At 70.4% G+C, this 21,639-nt stretch carries 17 protein-coding genes; 7 read left to right on the forward strand and 10 right to left on the reverse strand.

All coding sequences use genetic code 11. The annotated features are described in order from the left end of the window. Positions 1 to 21: 21 nt before the first annotated feature. From IEY89_RS24800 to IEY89_RS24815, 4 genes are read left to right on the forward strand one after another with little or no spacing between them, the layout of a single operon-like run. Positions 22 to 903 carry a YveK family protein gene (locus tag IEY89_RS24800; RefSeq protein ID WP_189149702.1) on the forward strand — a complete coding sequence of 294 codons (882 nt, stop codon included), beginning with the start codon at positions 22 to 24 and terminating at the stop codon, positions 901 to 903. Then, a complete protein-coding gene (locus IEY89_RS24805; RefSeq protein WP_189149703.1) occupies positions 866 to 2,362 on the forward strand; it encodes an oligosaccharide flippase family protein in 1,497 nt (498 codons plus the stop codon). Before IEY89_RS24800 ends, IEY89_RS24805 begins: the two co-directional genes overlap by 38 nt. Further along, positions 2,359 to 3,432, forward strand: a complete 1,074-nt coding sequence (locus IEY89_RS24810; RefSeq protein WP_229695414.1) for a hypothetical protein — start codon at positions 2,359 to 2,361, stop codon at positions 3,430 to 3,432. Before IEY89_RS24805 ends, IEY89_RS24810 begins: the two co-directional genes overlap by 4 nt. An 11-nt stretch (positions 3,433 to 3,443) precedes the next feature. Next, positions 3,444 to 4,235 (forward strand): glycosyltransferase family 2 protein, encoded by a 792-nt coding sequence (locus IEY89_RS24815; protein ID WP_189149704.1) that lies wholly within the window; start codon positions 3,444 to 3,446, stop codon positions 4,233 to 4,235. Between the two features lie 3 nt (positions 4,236 to 4,238). On the opposite strand, the gene IEY89_RS24820 is transcribed toward IEY89_RS24815, so the two are convergent. Together IEY89_RS24820 and IEY89_RS24825 are read right to left on the reverse strand one after the other, a co-directional pair. Further along, a complete protein-coding gene (locus IEY89_RS24820; RefSeq protein ID WP_189149705.1) occupies positions 4,239 to 5,138 on the reverse strand; it encodes a glycosyltransferase family 2 protein in 900 nt (299 codons plus the stop codon). Continuing rightward, entirely contained in the window at positions 5,135 to 7,159 is a 2,025-nt protein-coding gene (locus tag IEY89_RS24825) for an O-antigen ligase family protein (RefSeq protein ID WP_189149706.1), read from the reverse strand. The genes IEY89_RS24820 and IEY89_RS24825 overlap by 4 nt, the downstream gene beginning before the upstream one ends. Before the next feature lie 71 nt (positions 7,160 to 7,230). Between IEY89_RS24825 and IEY89_RS24830 the strand changes: the two genes are divergently transcribed. Then, a complete protein-coding gene (locus tag IEY89_RS24830; protein WP_189149707.1) occupies positions 7,231 to 7,893 on the forward strand; it encodes a hypothetical protein in 663 nt (220 codons plus the stop codon). A gap of 17 nt (positions 7,894 to 7,910) precedes the next feature. On the opposite strand, the gene IEY89_RS24835 is transcribed toward IEY89_RS24830, so the two are convergent. From IEY89_RS24835 to IEY89_RS24870, 8 genes are all read right to left on the reverse strand, one after another. Next, positions 7,911 to 8,957 (reverse strand): glycosyltransferase family 2 protein, encoded by a 1,047-nt coding sequence (locus IEY89_RS24835; protein WP_189149708.1) that lies wholly within the window; start codon positions 8,955 to 8,957, stop codon positions 7,911 to 7,913. Between the two features lie 75 nt (positions 8,958 to 9,032). Continuing rightward, a complete protein-coding gene (locus IEY89_RS24840) occupies positions 9,033 to 12,638 on the reverse strand; it encodes a DUF4082 domain-containing protein (RefSeq protein WP_189149709.1) in 3,606 nt (1,201 codons plus the stop codon). Positions 12,639 to 12,708: 70 nt separating this feature from the next. Further along, positions 12,709 to 13,827 carry a DegT/DnrJ/EryC1/StrS family aminotransferase gene (locus IEY89_RS24845; protein ID WP_189149710.1) on the reverse strand — a complete coding sequence of 373 codons (1,119 nt, stop codon included), beginning with the start codon at positions 13,825 to 13,827 and terminating at the stop codon, positions 12,709 to 12,711. Continuing rightward, positions 13,824 to 14,516 carry an acetyltransferase gene (locus IEY89_RS24850; RefSeq protein ID WP_189149711.1) on the reverse strand — a complete coding sequence of 231 codons (693 nt, stop codon included), beginning with the start codon at positions 14,514 to 14,516 and terminating at the stop codon, positions 13,824 to 13,826. The genes IEY89_RS24845 and IEY89_RS24850 overlap by 4 nt, the downstream gene beginning before the upstream one ends. Then, on the reverse strand, positions 14,513 to 15,652 hold the full coding sequence (locus tag IEY89_RS24855) for a DegT/DnrJ/EryC1/StrS family aminotransferase (protein ID WP_229695415.1): 1,140 nt from the start codon (positions 15,650 to 15,652) through the stop codon (positions 14,513 to 14,515). The genes IEY89_RS24850 and IEY89_RS24855 overlap by 4 nt, the downstream gene beginning before the upstream one ends. After that, positions 15,649 to 16,641: an NAD-dependent epimerase/dehydratase family protein gene (locus IEY89_RS24860; protein WP_189149712.1), complete on the reverse strand. Its 993-nt coding sequence runs from the start codon at positions 16,639 to 16,641 to the stop codon at positions 15,649 to 15,651. The genes IEY89_RS24855 and IEY89_RS24860 overlap by 4 nt, the downstream gene beginning before the upstream one ends. Positions 16,642 to 16,670: 29 nt before the next feature. Next, positions 16,671 to 17,738: a Gfo/Idh/MocA family protein gene (locus tag IEY89_RS24865; protein WP_189149713.1), complete on the reverse strand. Its 1,068-nt coding sequence runs from the start codon at positions 17,736 to 17,738 to the stop codon at positions 16,671 to 16,673. Between the two features lie 14 nt (positions 17,739 to 17,752). After that, the gene (locus IEY89_RS24870) at positions 17,753 to 19,192 is read right to left on the reverse strand and encodes a sugar transferase (protein WP_189149714.1); all 1,440 of its coding nucleotides are present in this window, start codon (positions 19,190 to 19,192) and stop codon (positions 17,753 to 17,755) included. Between the two features lie 286 nt (positions 19,193 to 19,478). On the opposite strand from IEY89_RS24870, the gene IEY89_RS24875 reads away from it, so the two are divergent. Together IEY89_RS24875 and IEY89_RS24880 are read left to right on the forward strand one after the other, a co-directional pair. Continuing rightward, positions 19,479 to 20,327, forward strand: coding sequence for a glycosyltransferase family 2 protein (locus IEY89_RS24875; protein WP_189149715.1), 849 nt, complete (start codon positions 19,479 to 19,481; stop codon positions 20,325 to 20,327). A gap of 26 nt (positions 20,328 to 20,353) precedes the next feature. Beyond that, on the forward strand, positions 20,354 to 21,625 hold the full coding sequence (locus IEY89_RS24880) for an MFS transporter (RefSeq protein WP_189149716.1): 1,272 nt from the start codon (positions 20,354 to 20,356) through the stop codon (positions 21,623 to 21,625). Positions 21,626 to 21,639: the final 14 nt, after the last annotated feature.

The following is a 21,639-nucleotide window of genomic DNA, read 5'->3' on the forward strand; positions in this document are numbered from 1 at the left end:
AGCACGCTGGGGGGAACCACCATGGATCTCGCTGAGATCTTCCGGGTCATGCGCAGGCGTTGGTACGTACTGCTGCCCGGACTGCTGCTGACCGCCGGTCTGGCGGTCGCCGCGGCACTGGTGGTTCCGGTCACCTACCAGTCGCAGAGCACGGTGAGTCTCCTGAACTCCAGGAAGGCCACCGTGGCCTACGACGGCAACCCCTTCCTCAGCACGCAGACCTCGCTCACCGGTATGGCCGACAGCCTGGCCCGCAACCTCAACTCCGATGTCTCCGTGCGGGAGCTCAAGTCCCGTGGCGCCACCGGCACGTTCGAGGCCAAGCTCGCCGACAACGCCCAGGGTCCGCTGATGGCGCTCACCGTCACCGGCACCGACAAGGCCACGGTCCTGGCCTCGAACCGGATCCTGAACACGTATGCCAGGGACCGGCTGGAGCAGTTCCAGAAGCAGCAGTCCGTCACCCCGCAGGCCATGATCCGGATGACGACCATCGTGTCCCCGCAGAACCCGGTGGCGCAGACCAAGACCCGGCTCCAGTACATGATCATGGCCGGGGGTCTGGGCCTGGTGCTGAGCCTGGTCGCCACCTTCTACGTGGAGGCGCGCCGTCGGTCGCCCAGGCCGAAGCAACCGGAGGAACCGGAGCAGGCAGAGGAGCCGGAACAGCCGGAAGAATCCGCGAGCCCGGTCACCGCTCCCGAACCGCGGAGCCGGGAATCGGTCGCGGAACAGACGATCGCCCTTCGGACGCCGCCCAGTTGGTCGCGGCCTGCCGAGAACAGGCCCGCCGCGGAGCCGCGGGCCGGGCGGCCCGCCATGGCCGCGGCGCCCGCCGCAGAGCCGCCCGACGAGGAGTCGACTCATGGACAGCGTTCGCACACCGGACAGCGAGAGCGCTGAGGCGGACGACCTCCCCCCTCCTCCCGCTCCGGCCTCCCTCGGCCGGAAGGTCCGTTCGGCGGCCCGCTGGAGCCTGATCAACACCGTTGTCATGCGCCTGGGCAACTTCGCCACCGGCATCCTGTTGGCACGCTTCGCCCTCGGGCCGGCGGAGTGGGGTGTGTACGGCATCGCCCAGACCGTGCTCCTGGTCCTGCTGTCGGCGAACGAACTGGGCGTGGGCCTGGCCATCGTCCGCTGGGACGGAGACCCCCGCCGCTTCGCGCCGACCGTACTGACCCTGAGCACCCTCTCCAGTGGTCTGCTGTATGCCGCCATCTTCGTCTCGGCGCCGACGGTGGCCGGGCTGCTCGGCTCGCCCGAGGCCTCGGACGTCCTCCGGGTGATGTGCGTGTGCCTGGTCATCGACGCGGTGGCCCATGTGCCCGCCGGGTTCCTGACCCGGGAGTTCGCCCAGGGCAGGCGGATGGTCATCGACGCGGTCAACTTCGTCATCAGCACCTCCGTGACCCTGGTGCTGGCCTTCTCCGGCTGGGGCGCGATGAGCTTCGCCGTCGGCGCGGTCGCGGGCAACATCGCCGCCCTCGTCGGCTTCGCCCTGGCGGTCCCCGGTACCCTGCGGTTCGGCTGGGACCCCGAACAGGCCCGCGCGCTGCTGCGGTTCGGGCTCCCGCTGGCCGGGGCGAGCCTTCTCGCCCTCGCCGTCGTCAACGTGGACACCATGGTCGTCGGCTCGTCCCTCGGTGCGGTGACCCTCGGTTTCTACGTCCTGGCGTTCAACATGTCCGGCTGGCCGGTGCGCATCATCTCGGAGGCGGCCAGACGCGTCTCCTTCGCCGGTTTCTCCCGCCTCGCCGACTCCCCGCAGGCCCTGGCCCAGGGCTTCAGCCGCGCCCTGGGAGTCCTGGTCACCGGCACCGTCCCCCTGTGCGTGCTGCTCGGCGGCCTCGCCGCCCCGATCGTCGAACTCGTGTACGGCAGCCGGTGGGTGCCCGCCGCCGCCGCGCTGCCCTGGCTGATGGCCCTCGGCCTGGTCCGGATCGCCTGCGAACTCGCCTACGACTGTCTCGTCGCCGTCGGACAGCGCCGGTCCCTCATCCTCGTCCAGGGTTTCTGGGCCCTCACCCTCGTCCCGGTCCTCGTCGTCGGCGCACGTCTCGACGGCATCGTCGGCGTCGCCCAGGGCCATGTGCTGGTCGCCGTCTGCCTCGTCGTACCCGCGTTCCTGTACGCCCTCTCCCGGGCCGGTATCAGCCTCGCCCACATCGCCAGGGCCTGCGGCTGGCCCCTGTTCGGGGGAGCCGTGATGACCCTGGTCCTCCTCGCCACGAAGCAGTTTCTCGGCGACGGCATCCTCGCTCTGTCCGTCGTCGGCACGGTCGCCCTGGCGTGCTACGTGGTGTGCGTACTGCCCAGCCGCCGTTTCCTGCTCGGCTCACGGAAGGCGGAGAAGGCGTGAAGAGGCTCCTGTACCTGCTCGGCGTCCTGATGCTCGCGCTGTCCACGGCCTGCTCCAAAGGTGCCGACTCCGCCCCGGCCGCCAAGAGTCCCGGCCCCTCCTCCACCGCCGCTTCCGGCACCCCCAGCGTCTCCAGCACCTCTCGGGCCCCCAGCCCCTCCCGTACCCCGAGTCCGTCCAGCACTCCCAGCGCCCCCCGTACCCCGAGCGCCGCCGGCACCCCGAGCGCCCCCGGCACGGCTCGCGCCACCCCCGCGGCACCGCGGAGCGCCGGCTTCCCCGACGCCCGCACCACGGGCCCCCGGATCGCGCTCACCCCGCACTCCACCGGGAACATGAGCGTCAGAACCGACGGCACCGTCATCAGGGGCTGGGACATCACCGGGTCCCTCGACATCTACGCGAACAACGTGACCGTCATCGACAGCAGGATCACCTCCACCAACTGGTGGGGGATCAACCTGCGTCCCGGCTACTCCGGACTCAAGGTCCTGCACACCACCATCACCGCCGTCCCGGGCAAGGGCCCCGACAACGGCGGCGTGAACTACGCCGTCTCCAACATGGGATCCAGTTCCATCGAGGTCGGCTGGTGCGACATCTCCGTCTTCGGCAACGCCCTCTCCATGGGCCAGGGCCACATCCACGACAACTACGTCCACGGCCTCGTCCCCTTCGTCAACTCCGGTGGCGAGTGGCAGCACACCGACGCGGTCATCAGCGGCGGCGGCAACACGGGCAAGCTGATCATCCGGCACAACACCCTGCTCAACGCCGTCGCCGTCGACCGGGGAGCGTCCGCGAGCATCGGCCTGTTCGCCGACACGGGGCCCGTCTCCAACACCGTCGTCGACAACAACCTGCTGGCCGGCGGCGCCTACGCCCTCTACGGGGGCGGCGACGGAGCCACCGGAATCAAGGTCACGAACAACGTCTTCTCCACCCAGTACCACCGCAACTCCGGCGTCTACGGAGCCGTCACCGCGTGGAACGCGAGTGGCTCCGGCAACGTCTGGAGCGGCAACCGGTTCTCCGACGGCACCCCGATCACCCCCGAACCGGCCGGCTGAGGAAGAGGATCATGCGACGCATCGCCCGCGCCCCCTGGGAGCTCCTCAAGCGAACCTTCGGCTGGCTCGTCCTCTTCGAACTCCGCAACAAGGTCCTCCTGCTCCCCTCCGCACTACGACTGGCCCGAGTCGAAACCGCCGAGACCCGCCGCCTCACGCCTGCCGTCGCCCCCATGCCGACCGCCCTCGTCGCCACGGTCATCGCCACCCACCGTCGCCCCGACGAGGTGCGGGCAGCCGTCCGCTCGGCCCTGGACCAGACGGTTCGCGATCAGGTCGTCATCGTCGTCGACGACGGCGCCGGACTCCCCGAACTCCCGGACGATCCAAGGCTGTTCGCCGTGTCCCTGGAGCGCAACACCGGTGTGGCCGGCGTCGTGCGCAACGTGGGCATCCGCCTCACCCGCTCGCGATACGTGGCCTTCCTGGACGACGACAACCTGTGGGAACCCGACCACCTGGAACGGGCGCTGGCCGTGCTGGAGTCCCCCGACGGACCCGACGGCGTCTACACGGCCCTGCGCCGGGTCCTGCCGGACGGGACCGAACGGGACGTCCTCTCCGTGCCGTTCGACCGTCGCCGGGCCGCGCGGGAGTCCTTCCTGGACACCAACGCGTTCGTCGCGCGGCGCGACAGGGCCTTGCGCTTCAGCCGTCTGCGCCGCACGCCGGACGTGCTGCCGCGTGAGGACTGGGAACTCGTCCACCGGTACAGCCGAAGCCACAGCGTGCGCCATGTGCCGCACGCCACCGTCCGGTACCTGGTGAACCCGGAGAGCTTCTACACGACGTGGTCCGGCTGAGCGTCACGGCCCCGGCGTCGCCCGCAGCGCCCCCGGCCTGAGCAGCGCGGCAGCCGCCGCCCGGCTGGCCTTCCGCCCCAGGACGGCCCGCGATGTCTCACGCAGCAGAACTGCCCCCCGGAAGCAGGCCGTCGCGACGGTGCCGTGGCGCCGCCCGTACAGCCGCACGCGGTTGAGCGTGAGCAGGGTCCACAGACGAGGTGAGACCTGGGACTCGCCGCCCAGGTGCACGGCCTCGGCCGTCGGCTCCAACTGAGTGGCGTATCCCAGATCCCGCGCGCGCAGGCAGTACTCCGTCTCCTCGGAATAGAGAAAGAAGGACTCGTCCCACGGACCGCAGGCGGCCAGACAGTCCGTGGAGACGGCCATCAGCGCGCCGGTCGCCCAGTCCGCGCGCGTGGGCCGCCGATACGCGGCGGGGTCGGTGACGATCTCGCTCAGGCCGGGGAAGCGTCCGGCCCGGCGGTTGCCGATGAAGGCCTCACCGAGGGCCCGGAGCACACTCGACTCGCGGCGCAGCGAGAAGTGGGGCGCGTCCCGGCCGTCCTCGTACAGGAGGGGTACGGCGATTCCCACGCCGTCGCCGAGCCGGTCGACGAGGCGTTTGACGCAGCCCTGCCGCATCCGGATGTCCGGGTTGCAGATGACGACGGCCTCATGTCCTTCGACGGCGCCCAGCGCCGCGTTGACCCCGGCGGCGTACCCGGCGTTGCGGCCGGTCGGGACGACCGTGGCGTCGGGGGCCAGCGCGCGGAGAACCTCGACGGTGTCGTCGGCGGAGTCGTTGTCGGCGACGACGAGCCGCCAGTCGAGGCCCGCCATGCCGTCGGGCAGCGCGGCGAGGAACCCGGGGAGCACCGCGGCGCTGTTCCAGGTGACGACGATGACGGCGACGGGACTCAACGGGACTCCACGAGTTGGGGAAGCGGGGCTTCAGGGGCCTTGCGGGGTGCCGGGACGGCGTCGGTGGCCGCCTCGCGCCGGACGAAGCCCAGATAGCTGGCCCCCGCTCCCAGCAGCAGGAAGAACATGCCGGCGAACATCGGAAAGCTGAGGGAGTCGAAGGTGGCGCTGATGACCAGGGCGACCAGCGACGAGGCGAAGAACGCCTGCCCCAGTTCGCGGTCCGACTCGGTGCGGGCCAGCCGCCGGACGGCACCGCCGTGGTGGATGCCGGTGATGAACAGGGCGAGCAGGGCGACCATCCCGAGCGCCCCCATCTCGGCCAGGGTCAGCATGTACTGGTTGTCCGTGAAGAAGTACAGGTCCGGGGTGAAGGTGCCGAAGCCCCGCCCGAACAGGGGGTGTTCCTTCAGATAGGGCACGATCGCGCTGTATTTGACGGTCCGGGCCTGTGTGCTGCTGTCCGAGTTGGACAGGAACGACGCGAACAGGGCGGTGATCGTGCCGAGCAGCCCCGGAATGAGCACCTTGAAGACGGCGACGGACGCCGCCATCACACCGATCGCGGCCCAGCGTCGGGCCGGCTTCCAGCGCGGCACCATCACCAGGGCGACCAGCAGCATGCCGATGATCGAGGTCCGCGACACCGTCAGGGGCAGCGCACCGGCCATGAGCAGGACGGGCCCCCAGCGGCGCAGCACGTGGAGGTGGCGGCGTACCGGATCGAAGGCCTGCTGGATCGCGAAGGGCACGAGGATGGCCAGCATGCCGCCGAACTCCAGCGGCTGGGCGGTGGTGGAGCGGGGGCGGGTGAAGGAGCCACGGTCCATGACGCTCACCTGGGCCACGCTGGTCCGGAGGCCGGGGATGTGGAAGGAGTCGGCGATGTTGGTGGCCGCGAAGAAGTCGTAGAAGCCGATCGCGGCGACCACGGACCCCATCACCACCATCCGGCGCATCAGGACGTCCAGCCGGCTGCGCTCCTGCACCCCCGCCGAGGTCAGGACGACCAGCGACACCCACACCATGAACCCGATGAGCCCGCGGTCGGCCCCGAGGAGTTCCTGGTGCGAGCTCTCGCGCAGCGCGTCCGCGATGTACGCCGCCAGAACGGCCAGGCCGAGCCCGCACATCGCGACGCGGGCGGTCCTGGTCCCCGGCGCGGGAAGGACACGGCCGCCGAGCCAGGTCGCGAGGTACCACAGGAGGCCGAGCAGAGCGAAGACGTTGGCCGGGGTGCCGACGCCGCCGAGTGCGGGCAGCGCCAGGTTCGACGGGATGAAGAAGGCCAGCACCAGGTAGACGGTGAGGATCGCGGTGGCGTCGACCCGTCGGTTCAGCCAGCCCGGTCGCTCGCGGTTCGGCGCGCGGGCCTTCTGCGGTCGCGGGGCGGTGCCTTTCCCGACGCGCCGGCGGCGGACCACGGCGACGCCCTCGAAGAGGATCGACAGCAGGAACGCGCTGACGACACCGACGATGACGACGGCCGCGATGTTCTGGTAGCGGCTCTTCGACTCCGCCACCGGGGTCTGCGGCAGGACCACGGGGGCTGTCTGCACGAGATACGCGGGCGGAACCTTGGCGGCGGCCTGCAGGGCGTTGAGCTGCTCACCGGCGAAGGTGGTCAGGGTGTTGGTCTCCTTGAGCACCTTCGCGCGGTCGGTCCCGGTGACGCTGAGCATGAGCAGCGGGCTCTCGCTCTGCGGCGCGAAGCCGGCCGTGTAGGGATCCGTGACACCCCGGCCGTGCAACTCCTTCGCCGCGTCGCTCGATTCGAGGGTTCTGATCAGTACGTCCGCCGTGACGATGAGCGAACCGCCCGCATTGGAGATCGGGTTGCCGAACGTGGGGGCCAACCGGGAGACGGCCGAGGAGTCCAGCAGCGCGACCGAGCTCTGCGACTCGTAGGAGACGGGGACGGTCACGTACAGATAGGCGCCGCCGATCAGGCTGAAAACGGTGAAAGGGACCATGAAGTACCAGCGTCGGCGCAGAATGGCCCATATTTCCCCAAGGCTCATGAACCATCCCTCCGTTCGGTGGCATCGCGCCGCGCGTCCTGCCAGTATCGGGGTCGACGGAAGGAACTCACATGTCGCCCGGCAACGTCGCAGACGCACTGCTCCGCCGCTGGTACGTCGTGGTGGCCGTGCTGCTGCTGACGGCCGCCGGGGCCTACCAGGTGGTGCGCCCCGCCCCCCGGTACGTCGGCTCGGCGGTGGTCGTCCTCAAGCCGCCGGTGACGCAGAACCAGCCCAACCAGCTGACCAATCTCCAGCCGCCGCTCGCCGTGCTCTCGTACTCGGTGGTCCAGCAGCTGGAATCCCCTGCCGGGGCCGCGGAGCTGAAGGCGGCGGGGGTCCGCGGGACCTACCACCTCGTCCCCCGCAACAGCGGCACCAGCGCGACACCGCGCTATCTGATCCCCTCCCTGCAGGTGCAGTCGCAGGCGTCCGGCACCGACGCGGCCGTCACCGCGGTGCGCCGGATCGTCGACGTCTACACCCGGCACGTCGAGGAGATGCAGACGGCCCAGGGCGTCTCCGCCGGCTCGCGGATCACCGCCGCCGTCCTGGTCTCGCCGAGCGCCGCGGCGGTGCAGGGCAACAAGAGCCGGGGCCTCGCGGGTGCGGCTCTGCTGGGTTCGGCCGCCGGCGTCATCGGCGCGCTCTGGTTCGACCGGTACGCGCTGAACCGCCGGAAGGACGCTCCGGGCCGCCGACGGCACGCCGGGCCGGTTCCCGTGCCCAACTGAGTGGTACTGACGGTCCATCAGATGCCGCGGCGCTTCCAGGACTCCCACCACAGCCACTCCCGCCCGCGCTCGGCGACGGCCGACCACACCAGGGGCTGCAGATACGGCATCGCCTTCGGACCGATCCGTCGCCTGAGCCGCAGCGCGCGGTACTCGGGCAGCGCCGCGTACTCCGGCAGGCACTCCTCGGCGAAGGCCACGCAGTCGTCGACCGGAACGACGCCGGTGCGTCCCCGGTCGTAGGCCCGGTAGGCCCGGCGCAGCGCGAAGCGGGCGAGCCGGGTGTGGACCTTCTCGGCAAGCAGGTCGGCCTGGGGCAGCCGGTCGGCGCACTTGGCGAGCACCGAGTCGAAGGCGACGAGACGCTGACGCAGGTCGTCGAGCTGGCCGCCGAAGTCCGTGGTGGACATGTTCTTTCCGTGGACGCGGTAGAAGGCCTGGTCGGCACCGCGTACGTAGCCGACGTCGGCGTGTGCGGCGAGCCGCATCCACATCTCGATGTCTCCGGCGTGGGGCAGGGCCGGGTCGTAGCCGCCGACCTTGCGCTGGAGGCTGGTGCGGACGACGACCTCGGGCGAGGTGATGCAGCCGGTGCCCTCGCTGAAGCGCCGTTCCAGCCACCACTGCCCGGGATAGACGACCGAGCCGGTGCCGCGTGTGCGGGCCGCCGGCAGGGGGCCGCCGTGCTGGAAGCGCAGCGGGCGCCCGTAGGCGAACCCCGCTTCGGGATGGGCGTCCAGCAGGGCCGCGGCCCTGACCAGGGCGCCCGGGACCAGCCGGTCGTCGGCGGAGAGCAGGGCGACGTAGTCGCCGTCGGCCCATTCCAGGAGGCCCTCGTTGTAGGTGGCGATGTGGCCCTTGTTGGTTGCGTGGACGCGGACCTCGATACGCGGGTCGGCGGCGGCCAGCTTGTGCGCGGTCTCCGCCGAGTCGTCGGGCGAGGCGTCGTCGATGATGAGTACCCGGACGTCAACGCCGTCCTGCTCGTCCAGGACGCTGCTCACACAGTCGGCGAGGAAATGGCCGTACTTGTAGCAGGGGATCACAACACTGACGGTGCTCATCGATACGGGAAGCCAATCCCCGGTGGTGGTCCGCGCCGAGCGTGGCGCGGACCACCACCGGTGGGTTCTGGTCGGTCAGTTCTTCTTCTTGTAGACGGTCTTGCTGGTGAGGGTCCAGCTACGGGCCTTCACCGTGTGGCGCTGCTTGTCCACGGCCGCGACCGTGACCTTGAACCGGGTGCCGTCCGGCAACGGGGACGACAGATGGACGGACACCTTGTGCGTGGCCCGGTTGTAGGAGACGACGGCCTTGACGTCGAGCTTCTTCGCGGCGGCCGACGTCGGGCCGGGCAGGACGGTCACGGTCGCCCTGACGGACGACAGCTTGGCCGAGGCGGGCAGGGTCACGACGAGCGGGCCGGCCGCGTCCGCGGTGTGCGACACCGATGACGTGGTCACCTCCGAGGAGGTGGCCGTCGTCAGGGATGCGCTCGGGTCGTCGGCGGTGAAGACGGGGCCGACCCAATAGTTCGCGGATCCGTAGGAACTGTTGGGGAAGACCGTGTTGGCGCCGTACCGGTAGAGCCCGTTGCGGCGGGCGGTGATGTCGGCGGTGGCGGTCAGCGGATAGGACTGGTGGGCGGACGCGAAGTAGCCGCCGTTCACCGCGTAGTTGCCGTTCGGCGCGTGGTAGGAGGCGACGTACCGGGTGCCGGCGGTGACGGCGACCGGGGTGGCGAAGGTCATCTGCTGCCACCCGGACGCCGTCTCGGCGGCGAAGGTACCGGTGGCGAGCAGCGTGCCGTCCTCGGACCACAGGCTGCCGGTGTGGGTGCCGGTGTTGGTTGCGCCCTTGTAGAAGGTGACGCCGGTGATCCAGCCGTCCGCCGAGGACGTGAACCGGGTGCCCAGCTCGACGGAGTTGGCGTCACCGGTGACAGCGGCCGTGGCCGGCACCGTGGAGGAGTTCCACAGCGTGCAGGGACAGGTGACCGCGGGCGGGGTGGAACTGGTGGTGAAGGTCCACGTCACCGGGGCCGTCATGGCGTTGCCCCACAGGTCCTCGGCCCGTACGGAGGCGGTGTACGTGGTGTTCAGTGCCAGCTCCGTCGACGGTGTGAAGGTCGCCTTGTTCGACGCGGGGAGCGTCTTGGTGCCCGGCACGGTGTTGCCGTTCGGGTCCTTCAAGGTGAACGTCAGCGTGTCGGAGTCGATGGCGTGGTCGAAGACGGCCGACACCGGGGTCGTGATCGACGCGCCGGTCGCCCCCGACGTCGGGGAGGTGGAGGTGACGACGGGCGGGGTCGTGCTGGCCGTCGAGGTGTCGAGCACGACGTCGACCCAGTAGTTGCTGCCCGAGGACGCCGAGGACGGGAAGGCGCTGGTCGAGCTGTAGCGGAAGACGCCGTTGCCGCCGTCGGTGCCGGACTTGAGTCCGGTGAGCGGGGCCAGACCGGCCGCGCTGCCCGAGAAGTAGCCGCCGTCGTAGGAGTACCCGCCGTTGGGCGCGAAGTACGAGGCGACATAGGTGGTGTTGGCCTTGACGGTCACCGGGGTGGAGAAGTTCAGCTGCTGCCAGCCGGAGGCCGTCTCGTTGGTGAAGGTGCCGGTGGCCAGGCGGGTGCCGGAGGCGCTCCACAGGCTGCCGGTGTGGGTGCCGGTGTTGGCCGGGGACTTGTAGAAGCGGACGCCGGTGATCGAACCGGCAACCGTGGTACGGATCTTGACGCCGAGCTCCAGGGAGCTGCCGTCGCCCGCGTTGACGGTGCCGGGGACGGACGTGGCCGGCCAGATGGTGCAGGGGCAGGCCTGGGGGCCGACGGTCAGCGGGATGGTGGTGACGGCGCCGATGTTGACGCTGTCGTCGACCGCGCGGACCTTGACGGAGGCCGAGCCCGGGGTCGTCGGCGTCCAGCTGTAGCTCCAGGACGCCAGCCCGGTGGCGGCGTTCCAGGTCGTGCCGTTGTCGGTGGACACCTCCACGCGGGCCACCACTCCCCCACCGGAGTCGGTGGCGGTGCCGGAGATGGTGACCGGCTTCAGCGCCGGGACGGTGACCCCGGAGGCCGGGCTCGTCACGGTGATGGCGGGCCCTGTGGTGTCGGTGGACTTCGTCGCGGTGACGAGGTTGCTCTGCAGGGACTTCGGCTGCACGTCCATGTCGGCGAGGATGTTCACCGTCGCCTGCTGCATCCGGGCGTCCTCGGTGACCACCTCGTCCTCGGGGTCGTACGTCGGAAGGTTCGTCAGGCCCCACGACCACTGCACGGTCCCCGCTCCGAACACCAGGGCTCCGGAGTCCTGGTCACGGAACTCGACGAGATTGTGCGTCGCGGTGCCGTTGCCGTACATGTTGCCCCAGTCGAGGCGGTACTTGCCGTCGTCGATGTCCACTGTCGTGGACGAGACGTGGATCGCGCCGGCCGGCCTGGTGCTGTTGACGATGTCGCTGTCCCACTCGTAACCGAGGGTGCCGGCCGGGAAGGTGGCGGTCTGACCCGACGTGAGGTTCGCGACGGAGGTGTCGCGCCAGATCCGGTTCCTGCCGTACGAGCCGGGGACCGTGATCGAGTCGGCGCGGTAGCCGTTCACCGTGAACATGGACCCGGTGAGGATGTTCGGCGGCTGGTAGTCCATGCCGTACTGGGTGCTGGTCGGGTCCATCCAGGTGCCGGTCCAGGTGCCGCTGGGGTCGGCGATGCCGTTGCCCTGCACCATCTTGGTCATCTTGTAGCAGACCATGGTCCGGTTCGAGGTGCTGGTGCCGTCGATGCTCGGGGTGAACCGCGTCTTCCAGAAGACCTCGTTGCCGCTGAAGTAGGCCTGCTGGACGCCCGCCTTCCGGGCTGCCAGGACGTTGTCGTACTGGTCTTGCGTCCAGTACTCGTCATGGCCGGAGGAGAGGTACACCTTGTGGTTCTCCAGCAGGGTGTCGCCCCTGGTCGACACGTCCACGCCGGACAGATAGCTGACGTCGTAGCCGTTGCGCTCCAGCCAGGACAGCATCATGAACTCGGAGCCGTAGATGCCGTTGTCACCGCCGATGTCCAGCGGCCGGTTGTAGCTGACCTCGTAGGCACGGCCGTCCGGTGCGGGTCCCGTGCCTCCGTACATGTCCTGGCCGCCGTAGTCGTTGTAGGCCTGCCAGGTCTGGTCACTGGTCTGCACGACGATGTCGGAGGTGCTGGAGTCCTTGCGGACGACGAACGGGTACGGCATCAGACCGTCGCCGTCCGTCTGCGCCAGGTTGGCGATGTACAGACCGGACACGGCGTCGCTGGGCACCGTCCAGCTCACGGTCACGGGCCAGTTGCCGCAGTCGACCAGGCCCGTGCTGCTCTTGGTGGTGCAACTGGCGGGGCTGGTCGTGTAGTTGGCCGGGTAGGTCACGGCCGCCTGAGCCGCGGTCGACTGCAGGCGCGCGCCGTCGCCGCCGTACCAGCCCAGTCGGTAGATCTGCACGTGGTACGGGACCGGTGACTGGATCTTGAACTGGACGGTGTCACCGGCCTGGACGCTCTCCTTGGTGGTGAAACCCTTGATGTCGCCGTAGGAGTTGGCCGAGAACCAGTCGGACTTCGGGCTGCCCGTCTTGGAGTTCTCGCAGACGATCGGGTTCGATCCCGTTCCGCACGGATCGGACGCGGCCTGGGCGGGGATGGCCTGCGGGAGTACCGCCCATATCAATGCTGCTACAACGGCGAGGCGCCCGCCCCGGATCCGTCTGCCCCATCTGTTCATGTGTACCTCTCAGCGGTGCTGTGCAGGGCCGACCCTGAAAGTCGACGTGGAGCGTGAAACAGAGAACCGATCAGCTCTGGAGCGCCTTGGTGAGCGTGTCCACGACGCGTTGCTGCTGGTCGGGGCTTATCTGGGGGAAGAGCGGCAGCGACAGGATCCGGTCCGCCGCCTTCTCGGCGTGGGGGAAGTCGCCGCGGGCGTGGCCGAGATGCCGGTATGCCTCGGTGAGATGGACGGGGGCGGGGTAGTGCACCCCCGCGCCGATGCCTTCCGCGTTGAGCTTGCCCACGATGTCGTCGCGGTCCACGCCGGCGACCTGGACGACGTACAGGTGCCATACGTGGACGTTGCCGACGTCCGTCGTCGGGAGCACGACCCTCCCGGCGGACGCCAGGTCGGCGAGCAGCGTGTCGTAGCGGGCCGCGGCGGCCCGCCGGGCCGCGTTGCCGTCCGCCAGCCGGGCCAGCTTCGCCCGCAGGACGACGGCCTGCAGTCCGTCCAGGCGGCTGTTGAACCCGGGTACGTCGTGGCGGTACTTGGCGACGCCGCCGTGGTTGGCGATCGCGCGGACCAGGCCGGCCAGTTCCTCGTCGTCGGTGAGCACCGCGCCCGCGTCGCCGTAGGCGCCCAGGTTCTTGCCGGGGTAGAAGCTGGTCGCGGCGATCCCGCCGCTGCCGGGCGACCGGCCGTCGCGGGTGGCGCCCTGGCACTGGGCGGCGTCCTCCACGACCCGTACGTGGTCGGGCAGTTGGCCGGCCAGATCCGTGACTTCGGCCAGTTGCCCGTACAGGTGCACCGGCACCACCGCGCGGGTGGCCGGGCCGACCGCTTTCAGCGCGGCCTGCGGGTCGAGGAGGTAGGTGTCCGGCAGGCAGTCGGCCAGGACGGGCCGCGCGCCGATCCGGGCCACCGCGCCCGCGGTGGCGATGAAGGTGTTGGCGGGTATGACGACCTCGTCACCGGGCCCGACCCCGCTCGCGCGCAGGGCGAGTTCGACGGCGTCGGTGCCGTTGGCGACACCCACGCAGTGCGCGACGCCGCCGAAGTCGGCGTACTCGCGCTCGAACGCCCTCACCTCGTCGCCGCCGATGAACGCGGTGTCGGCCAGGATCCGTTCGAATCCGGCCCGTACCTCGTCGGCGACCTCCTCGTGGGCGGCTTTCAGGTCCACAAGCGGTATCTGGTTCATCTCAGCGGTCCCCCCACTGTTGTTCGTGTCGCGAGTTCGTCCAGCGCGGGCGCCGCCGCCTCGCGCAACCTCCGGGCCGGGCTCCCCACCCAGACCTCGCCCGGCGGCACATCGCCGAGCACGGCGCTTCCCATCCCGATCTGCGACCAGGCGCCGACCACCGTGCCCTCCCTGACCAGGGCGCCGGAGCCCACATAGGCGCCCCGCTCCAGCCGCGCTCCCCCGCCAAGCCGGACGCCCGAGGCGATCGTGGCGAAGTCCTCGACCACGTCGTCGTGGGTGAGGACGGCCTGCGGCATCACCGCGACATGCGCGCCCACCCGCACGGCGGCGGTCAGGACACAGTGCGCGAGCAGCACCGAGCCCGGACCGACCTCCGAGGTCCGCGACACCGACGCCGTCGGGTGGATCACGGTGGCGTAGCGGTCCGTCGACAGGCCGAGTCTGCGGACCAGACGGGCGCGGGCCGCGTAGTCCCGGGGGTTGCCCACACAGATCACGACCCGCGCCTCGGGCAGGTCGTGGACCAGGTCGCACCCGCCGAGTACGGGCACACCGTCCACCTCGGTGCCGTGCAGGGCGGTGTTGTCGTCGAGGTGCCCGAGCAACTCGGTGTCACCCGCGTCCCGTACGGCCTGTGCGGTCTCCCGGGCGAAGCCGCCCGCGCCGATGATCAGCAGTCCGCTCACCCTCGGGCCTGTTCGCGCAGCGCCGCCACGACGCGGTCCTGCTGGGCCTCGGTCAGCGTGTGGAACAGCGGCAGGATCAGCGAGTCGCGGCTGATCCGCTCGGTGACCGGGAGCGGCACACTGGGGTGACCCTCGTAGGCGGGTTCGAGGTGCGAGGCCATGATCCCGCGCCGGGCGGAGACGCCGGCCTCGGCGAGCGCGGCGAGCAGGTCGTCCCGGCCGACGGGGAAGTCCTCGTCCGGCAGCACCCAGTAGGACTGGAAGTTGCTCTGGCCGTGCTCCGGGTCGCGTACAGGAGTGAGTCCGGGGACGTCCCGCAGCAACGCGTCGTAGCGGGCCGCCAGTTCGCGGCGGCGGGCGATCATCGCGTCGAGCTTGCCGAGCTGGACCAGGCCGATGGCGGCCTGGACGTCCGTCATCCGGTAGTTGTAGCCGACCTCCAGATAGCTCTCCAGGACCGGCTTGCTGCTCGAATGGCGCTGTGCCGCCGAGGCGTTCATCCCGTGCTCGCGCAGCCGGCGCAGGCGTGCCGCCCACTCGGCGTCGTCCGTGGTGATCATGCCGCCCTCGCCGGTGGTGACGAGCTTGCGGGGGTGGAAGGACCAGGCGGCGATCAGCGCGCCCTGTCCGACGGGCTTGCCGCCGACGGTCGAGCCGATGGCGCAGGCGGCGTCCTCGACGAGGGGCAGGTCCCAGTCGGCGCAGGCGGCGCGCAGGCTGTGCACATCGGCCGGTACGCCGCCCTGGTGGACGGCGAGGACGGCCTTGGTACGGGGGGTGCGGACCGCGTCCACGGTGACCGTGGTCAGGTTGCCGGTGGCCGGGTCGACGTCGGCGAACACGGGCTCGGCCCCGACGTAGCGCACGGCGTTGGCGGTGGCGATGAACGACAGCGACGGCACCACGACCTCGTCGCCTGGCCCGAGGCCGAGCGCGACGAGCGCCAGGTGCAGGGCGGTGGTGCAGGAACTGACGGCGATGCCGTGCTCAGCGCCCACCCGCTCGGCGAAGGCGCGCTCGAAGGCGGCGACCCGGGGCCCCTGGGCGACCCACCCGGACAGCACGGCGTCGGAGGCGGCCCTGGCCTCCTCCTCGCCGAGCCAGGGGATCATCACCGGGATGCGGTCGGTGCTCACTTGGCAGCCTCCGCCGCGGCGTCGGCGGCGCGCTCGGCACGCCACCACTCCACCAGGTCCCTGAGCCCCGTCCGCATGTCGATCCGCGCCGTGAAGCCGAGCCGCTCGGCGGCCCGGGTGGTGTCCGCGAGCCGCCTGACCACGCCGTTCACCGCGCGGGCGGGCCCGTGCTCCGGCTCCAGGTCGGAGGCGCCCATGGCCTCCAGCAGACCGTCGGCGAGTTCGCGCAGCGAGGTCTCGGTGCCGCTGGCGACGTTGAACACCTCGTCGGTGAGATCCGACTCGGCGGCCAGCACATTGGCTCTGGCGATGTCCCGGACGTCGACGAAGTCCATGGTCTGGGTGCCGTCGCCGAGGATCAGCGGCGGCTCGCCCGCCTCGATGCGCTCCATCCAGCGGATGAGGACCTCGGTGTAGAGGCCGTGGATGTCCATCCGGGGGCCGTAGACGTTGAAGTAGCGCAGTGCCACGTAGTCCAGCCCGTACATGGCGTGGAAGCTGCGCAGCATGCCTTCGTTGAAGGCCTTCGCCGCACCGTAGAACGTGTCGTTGTTGTACGCGTGGTGGCGCTCGGTCGTCGGGAACGTCTCGGCCATGCCGTAGACGGACGCCGAGGACGAGGCGATGACCTTGCCCACTCCGGCCTCGGCAGCCGCCTCCAGGACGTTGAAGGTGCCGTCGACCATGACCTCGTTGGCCAGCCGGGGTTCCTGCGCGCACTGGGTGATGCGGATCGCGGCGAGGTGGAACACCAGGTCGGCGCCCTCGGTCACCTTCCGTACGGTGGCGGCGTCCCGGATGTCGCCCTCGACGACCTCGACCACGCCGCTGGGCATGGCCTTGGCGAGGTTGGCCCGCCGCCCGCGCACGAAGTTGTCCAGCACCACGATCTCGCGGGCGCCGCCCTCGGCCAGGAGGTCGACGAGGTTGGAGCCGATGGTGCCCGCTCCCCCGGTGACCAGGATCTTCTTGCCTCGTACGCTGCTCAACTGCCCTGCCTTCTCAGTGAATGGAAACGTCAGCGCCCGGCACGCAGGCCGACGACCGCGCCCTTGAACTCGAGACTCCGGGACGCCGCTTCGAGGATGTCCAGCACCCGCAGGCCCGCGCGGCCGTCGGTCAGCGGCGCTCTGCGCTGCCTGATGGCGTCGCCGAACTCGTCGACCATGCTGCGCAGCGCTTCCTTCTCGCCGATGGCGGGAGCGACCATGTCTCCGGAGCGGTACGAGACGAGCATGTCCCGGCGCTCGTCCACGCCGATCTCCTGGGGCGCGGACAGATCCACCCCGCGGTCGAAGATCGCCACGCGCTGGGCGGGGTTGAGGTCGTCCCAGATCAGGGTGCGCTTGGCACCGCCCACCATGGTGGTGCGGACCTTGGTCGGCGACAGCCAGTTGACGTGCACGTGGGCGATGGCCCCCGTGTTGAGCTGGAGCGTCAGATAGGCCACGCAGGCCTGTCCCGCGCCGATCGGGTCGGCCCCGTGGGCGGCGACGGCGACCGGTTCGACGTTGTCGGGGAGGATGAAGTCCAGGATCGACAGGTCGTGCGGGGCGAGGTCCCACATCACGTCGATGTCCTTCTGGACCAGCCCGAGGTTGATCCGGACGGAGTCGACGAAGTGGATGTCGCCGAGTTCTCCGGAGCGGACCAGTTCCCGGATACGGCCCACGGCGGGCGTGTAACAGTAGGTGTGGTCGCACATCAGGGTGAGCCCGCGTTCTTCCGCCTCGGTCACCAGGCGCATCCCGTCGGCGTAGGTCGCCGCGAGCGGCTTCTCCACGAGGACGTGCTTGCCGGCGCGCAGGGCGGCCAGCGCGATGTCGAGGTGGGTCCCGGCGGGCGTGGCCACGGCGACGGCGTCCACCGACGGGTCGGCGAGGACAGCCGCGTAGTCCGAGGTGGCCTGGACGGTCGAGTAGCCGCCGAGGACCCGCTGGGCCCGGTCCACGTCGAGGTCGCACAGCCAGCGCAGCCGGAACTGCTCGCTGGCCTGGAAGTTGCGTACGAGGTTGGGGCCCCAGTAGCCGGCCCCGACGACCGCGATCCCCAACGGCTGCGTGCCCTGCGTCACTTGGTTCCTCATATTCCTTCGGTCCATCAGTAGGCCCCCGTTCCGCGCACCACCGCGGACCCGGTGCGCGCCAGGATCTCCAGGTCGAGACCCATCGACCAGTTGTCCACGTATCCGAGGTCGAGGCGGACCGCCTCGTCCCAGGGCAGGTCGGAACGTCCGCTGACCTGCCACAGCCCGGTGAGGCCGGGCTTGACGAGCAGCCGGCGCTTGACCTCCGGCGTGTACTCCTCGACCTCTTCGGGCAGTGGCGGCCGGGGGCCGACGAGCGACATGTGGCCGCCGACCACGTTGATCAGCTGCGGCAGTTCGTCGAGCGACGTGCGGCGCAGCACCGAGCCGACCCGGGTGATCCGAGGGTCCTCCTTCACCTTGAACAGCAGACCGTCTCTGTTCTCGTTGAGGTGTTCCAGTTCCGACCGGAGCGCCTCCGAGTCCGGCCTCATGGTGCGGAACTTGAACATGGTGAAGTGGTCGCCGTACCGGCCCACGCGCTGCTGCCTGAACAGCGTCGCCCCCGGACTGTCCAGGCGGACGATCAGGGCGATCAGCAACATCGGCAGGGCGAGGAACGCCAGGAGCACCGCCGCGAGCGACCGGTCCAGGACTTCCTTGGGCAGCCGGGAGATCCGGGTCAGGTTCGGAGCCTGTATCCGCACCAGTGGCACCCCGTTGGTGGGGCGTACCGCCAGGCGGGAGGCGGACACGTCGGTCAGCACGGGGGCCAGTAGGAAGTCGACGCCCTGCACGGCCGCCGTCCAGGACATCCGGCGCAGGACGGAGGCGTCGGCCTGGGGTACCGGCAGTGCCACCACGGTGCTGATGCCCATGACCCGGACCACGTCGTCCATGTCGCCGATGCCGCCGAGGACGGGGAGCCCCAGCTTGTGGATCTCCGCCCGGTTCTTCGGATCGCTCAGGCACACCCCGGCGACGTGCAGTTCCTGTGCGCCTCCGCGGCGGAGTACGGTCACCAGCTCCACGATGCCGGGTGAGGGCCCGACCAGGAGCGTCGCGCTCCGGTCCCGGCCCCGGGCCCATCTTCGGTGGAGTCGACGGCGGAGGGCGTAGCGGCCCGGCAGTGCGATCGCAACGGTCGGCACCGCAGCCATGACCATGTCATGGAGAAGTCCCTCGTCGTGTACGAACACGTAGTGCGCGCCCGCGGCCAGCGCAGGCAGCACGAGAGCGCCGCGGAGCACCCGTCGGTACTCCTCGGTTCCCAGACCCAGAGCGGTGCGGTCGTAGGAGCGATGGACGACCATGACCGCGATCCACATCGGGGGCAGCACCAGGGCAACCGCCCAGCGGCCGTACACCGCGTGGATCAGGAAGGCCGCGGCGAGAGCCGCGAAACCGTCCGCGACCAGCAGGGCGATCCGGTACTTCCGATCCCAACGCCTTCGGCGAGCTTCCGGAGTCCTGCGTTCCACAACCAGTTGCTCATGCGTGACCTCAATGGCCATGCTCCCCCCACCACATGCGCGGCTACCCCCCGATCGAAGTGCCCTCCACACAGGGACACTGAAAGACGAGGGAGCGTCAGCGGTTCCCCAACCGCCTCATGCCCCCCAGCATGCTTTTCCTGCGAGTTCATATACGTGCAAAATGCCACACCGTGACATCAAGTCAAGGACACGTTCCCCACCCAAACCGGTCCGGCGGCACTCAATCTAGACCACTAAACGCAATCACGGGAACGGTTGAACGAAACACACATCGCATTAGTGACACTGACGGCATACTGCCCACGTGACGAGCATCGTGATCCCGGCCCACAACGAGGCACGAGTCATCGGCCGACTCCTCGATTCGCTGGTGGCCGACTCCGCCGACGGCGAGACCGACATCGTGGTCGTGTGCAACGGCTGCACGGACGACACCGCGCGGATCGCGGCCACCCACGGACCGCGCGTCCGCGTGGTCGAGATCCCCACCCCCTCGAAGCACGCCGCCCTGCGCGCGGGAGACGACCACGCGCGCGGCTTCCCCCGCCTCTACGTGGACGCCGACGTCGTGCTCACGGCCGCGGACGTACGGGCACTGGTCGAGCCCCTGAACGACGACACCTCGGACATCCTGGCCACCGCCCCCGAACGGCGGATCCCGCTGACCGGCTGCGGCTGGCGGGTGCGCGCCTACTACCGGGTGTGGCAGCGCCTCCCCGCCGTGCGCGAAGGGCTGTTCGGCCGGGGCGTCATCGCGGTCTCCAAGGCCGGGCACGCCCGGATCGCCGCTCTGCCGCCGCTGATGGCGGACGACCTCGCCGCCTCCCTGGCGTTCGCCCCCGGGGAGCGGCTGGTGGTCGGCGGCGCCGGTGTCGTGGTCCACCCCCCGCGCACCTGGCGGGACTTGATGAAACGGCGGGTCCGGGCCGCGGTGTCCACCGCCCAGGTGGAGCAGCACCAGGAACCGGAGGAAGCCTCGGCGCGCACCAGCGTGGCGGACCTGAAAGCCCTGGTCCGCAGGGATCCGAGGCTCTTCCCGAGTGTCGTAGTCTTCGTCGCGGCGGCGGTCGCCGCCCGGCGGGCATCCAGAAAGGCCATCCGGGCACAGGACTTCGGTACCTGGCTACGGGACGAGAGCAGCCGGCAGAACTGATCGCACCGCACCTGGAGTTCTCGATCATGTATCTCACCGACCGTTCCGCCCCCGCACAGGCGGACGGCGAACAGGGCCGAAGACGCGGCCCGGGGCGCAAGGTCGCCCCCGTCGTGCTCGTGCTGGGCTCGGTCAGTCTGATAACCGACATCTCCTCGGAGATGGTCACCGCCGTTCTGCCGCTCTACCTCGTCACCACGCTCGGTTTCACCCCCCTGGTCTTCGGCACCCTCGACGGCGTCTACAACGGCGTCAGCGCACTCGTGCAGCTCACCGGCGGCCATCTCGCCGACCGTGTTCGCAACCACAAACTGATGGCCGGGCTCGGGTACGGCCTGTCCGCACTGTGCAAGCCCCTGCTCCTGCTCGTGAGCAGCATCGGCGCACTCGGCACGGTCCTCGCCCTCGACCGCACCGGCAAGGGCCTGCGCACCGCACCACGCGACGCGATGATCTCCCTGTCCACGCCGCCCGAGCGACAGGGCCGCGCCTTCGGCGTGCACCGGGCGATGGACACCACGGGCGCGATGCTCGGCCCGCTGGCCGCCTTCTTCATCCTGCGGGCCGCGACGGACGGCTACGACGCCGTGTTCGGCGTGAGCGCCTGCGTCGCCGTGCTCGGCGTGCTCGTGCTGGTGCTGTTCGTACCGGGCCGTCGGCAGCTCCCGCAGCCCGACGAAGCGGGTACGGCGGCCACCCAACCGCCTATTCGCTTTCGCGAAGCCCTGGCGCTGCTGCGGCTGCCACGGCTGCGGGCGCTCGCCGTCTGCGCCGCGCTGCTCGGCCTGACGACGGTCAGCGACGCCTTCGTCTATCTGCTCCTGCAACGGCGCGCGGGCATCGCCGACGAGTGGTTCCCGCTGCTGCCGCTGGGCACCGCCGCGGTGTTCCTGCTGCTGGCCGTGCCCCTGGGCGCACTGGCCGACAAGATCGGGCGGCGCACGGTGTTCCTCGCCGGGCACGTCAGCCTGCTCACCGGCTACGCCCTCCTGTTGTGGGCCCCGGCCACGCCGGCCCTGCCCTTCCTCGTCCTCGCGCTGCACGGCCTGTTCTACGCGGCCACCGACGGTGTGCTCCCGGCCGCCCTCGCCGGCATCGTTCCCGAACACCTGCGCGCCAGCGGCCTCGCCATCGTCGGGACCAGCCAGGCGCTGGCCCGGTTCTGCTGCTCGCTGGCCTTCGGCGCCGCCTGGACCGTGTGGGGCGACGGCCCGGCACTGGCCGGATCCGCGATCGGTCTGCTGTGCTGCGCCGTCGTCGCGGGCATGGTGCTGCGGCCGACCGGCGAAACCCGATGACCACCACAGCCACA

Origin of the sequence: Streptomyces lacrimifluminis, assembly GCF_014646095.1 — a bacterium.
Classification (GTDB): Bacteria; Actinomycetota; Actinomycetes; order Streptomycetales; family Streptomycetaceae; genus Streptomyces; species Streptomyces lacrimifluminis.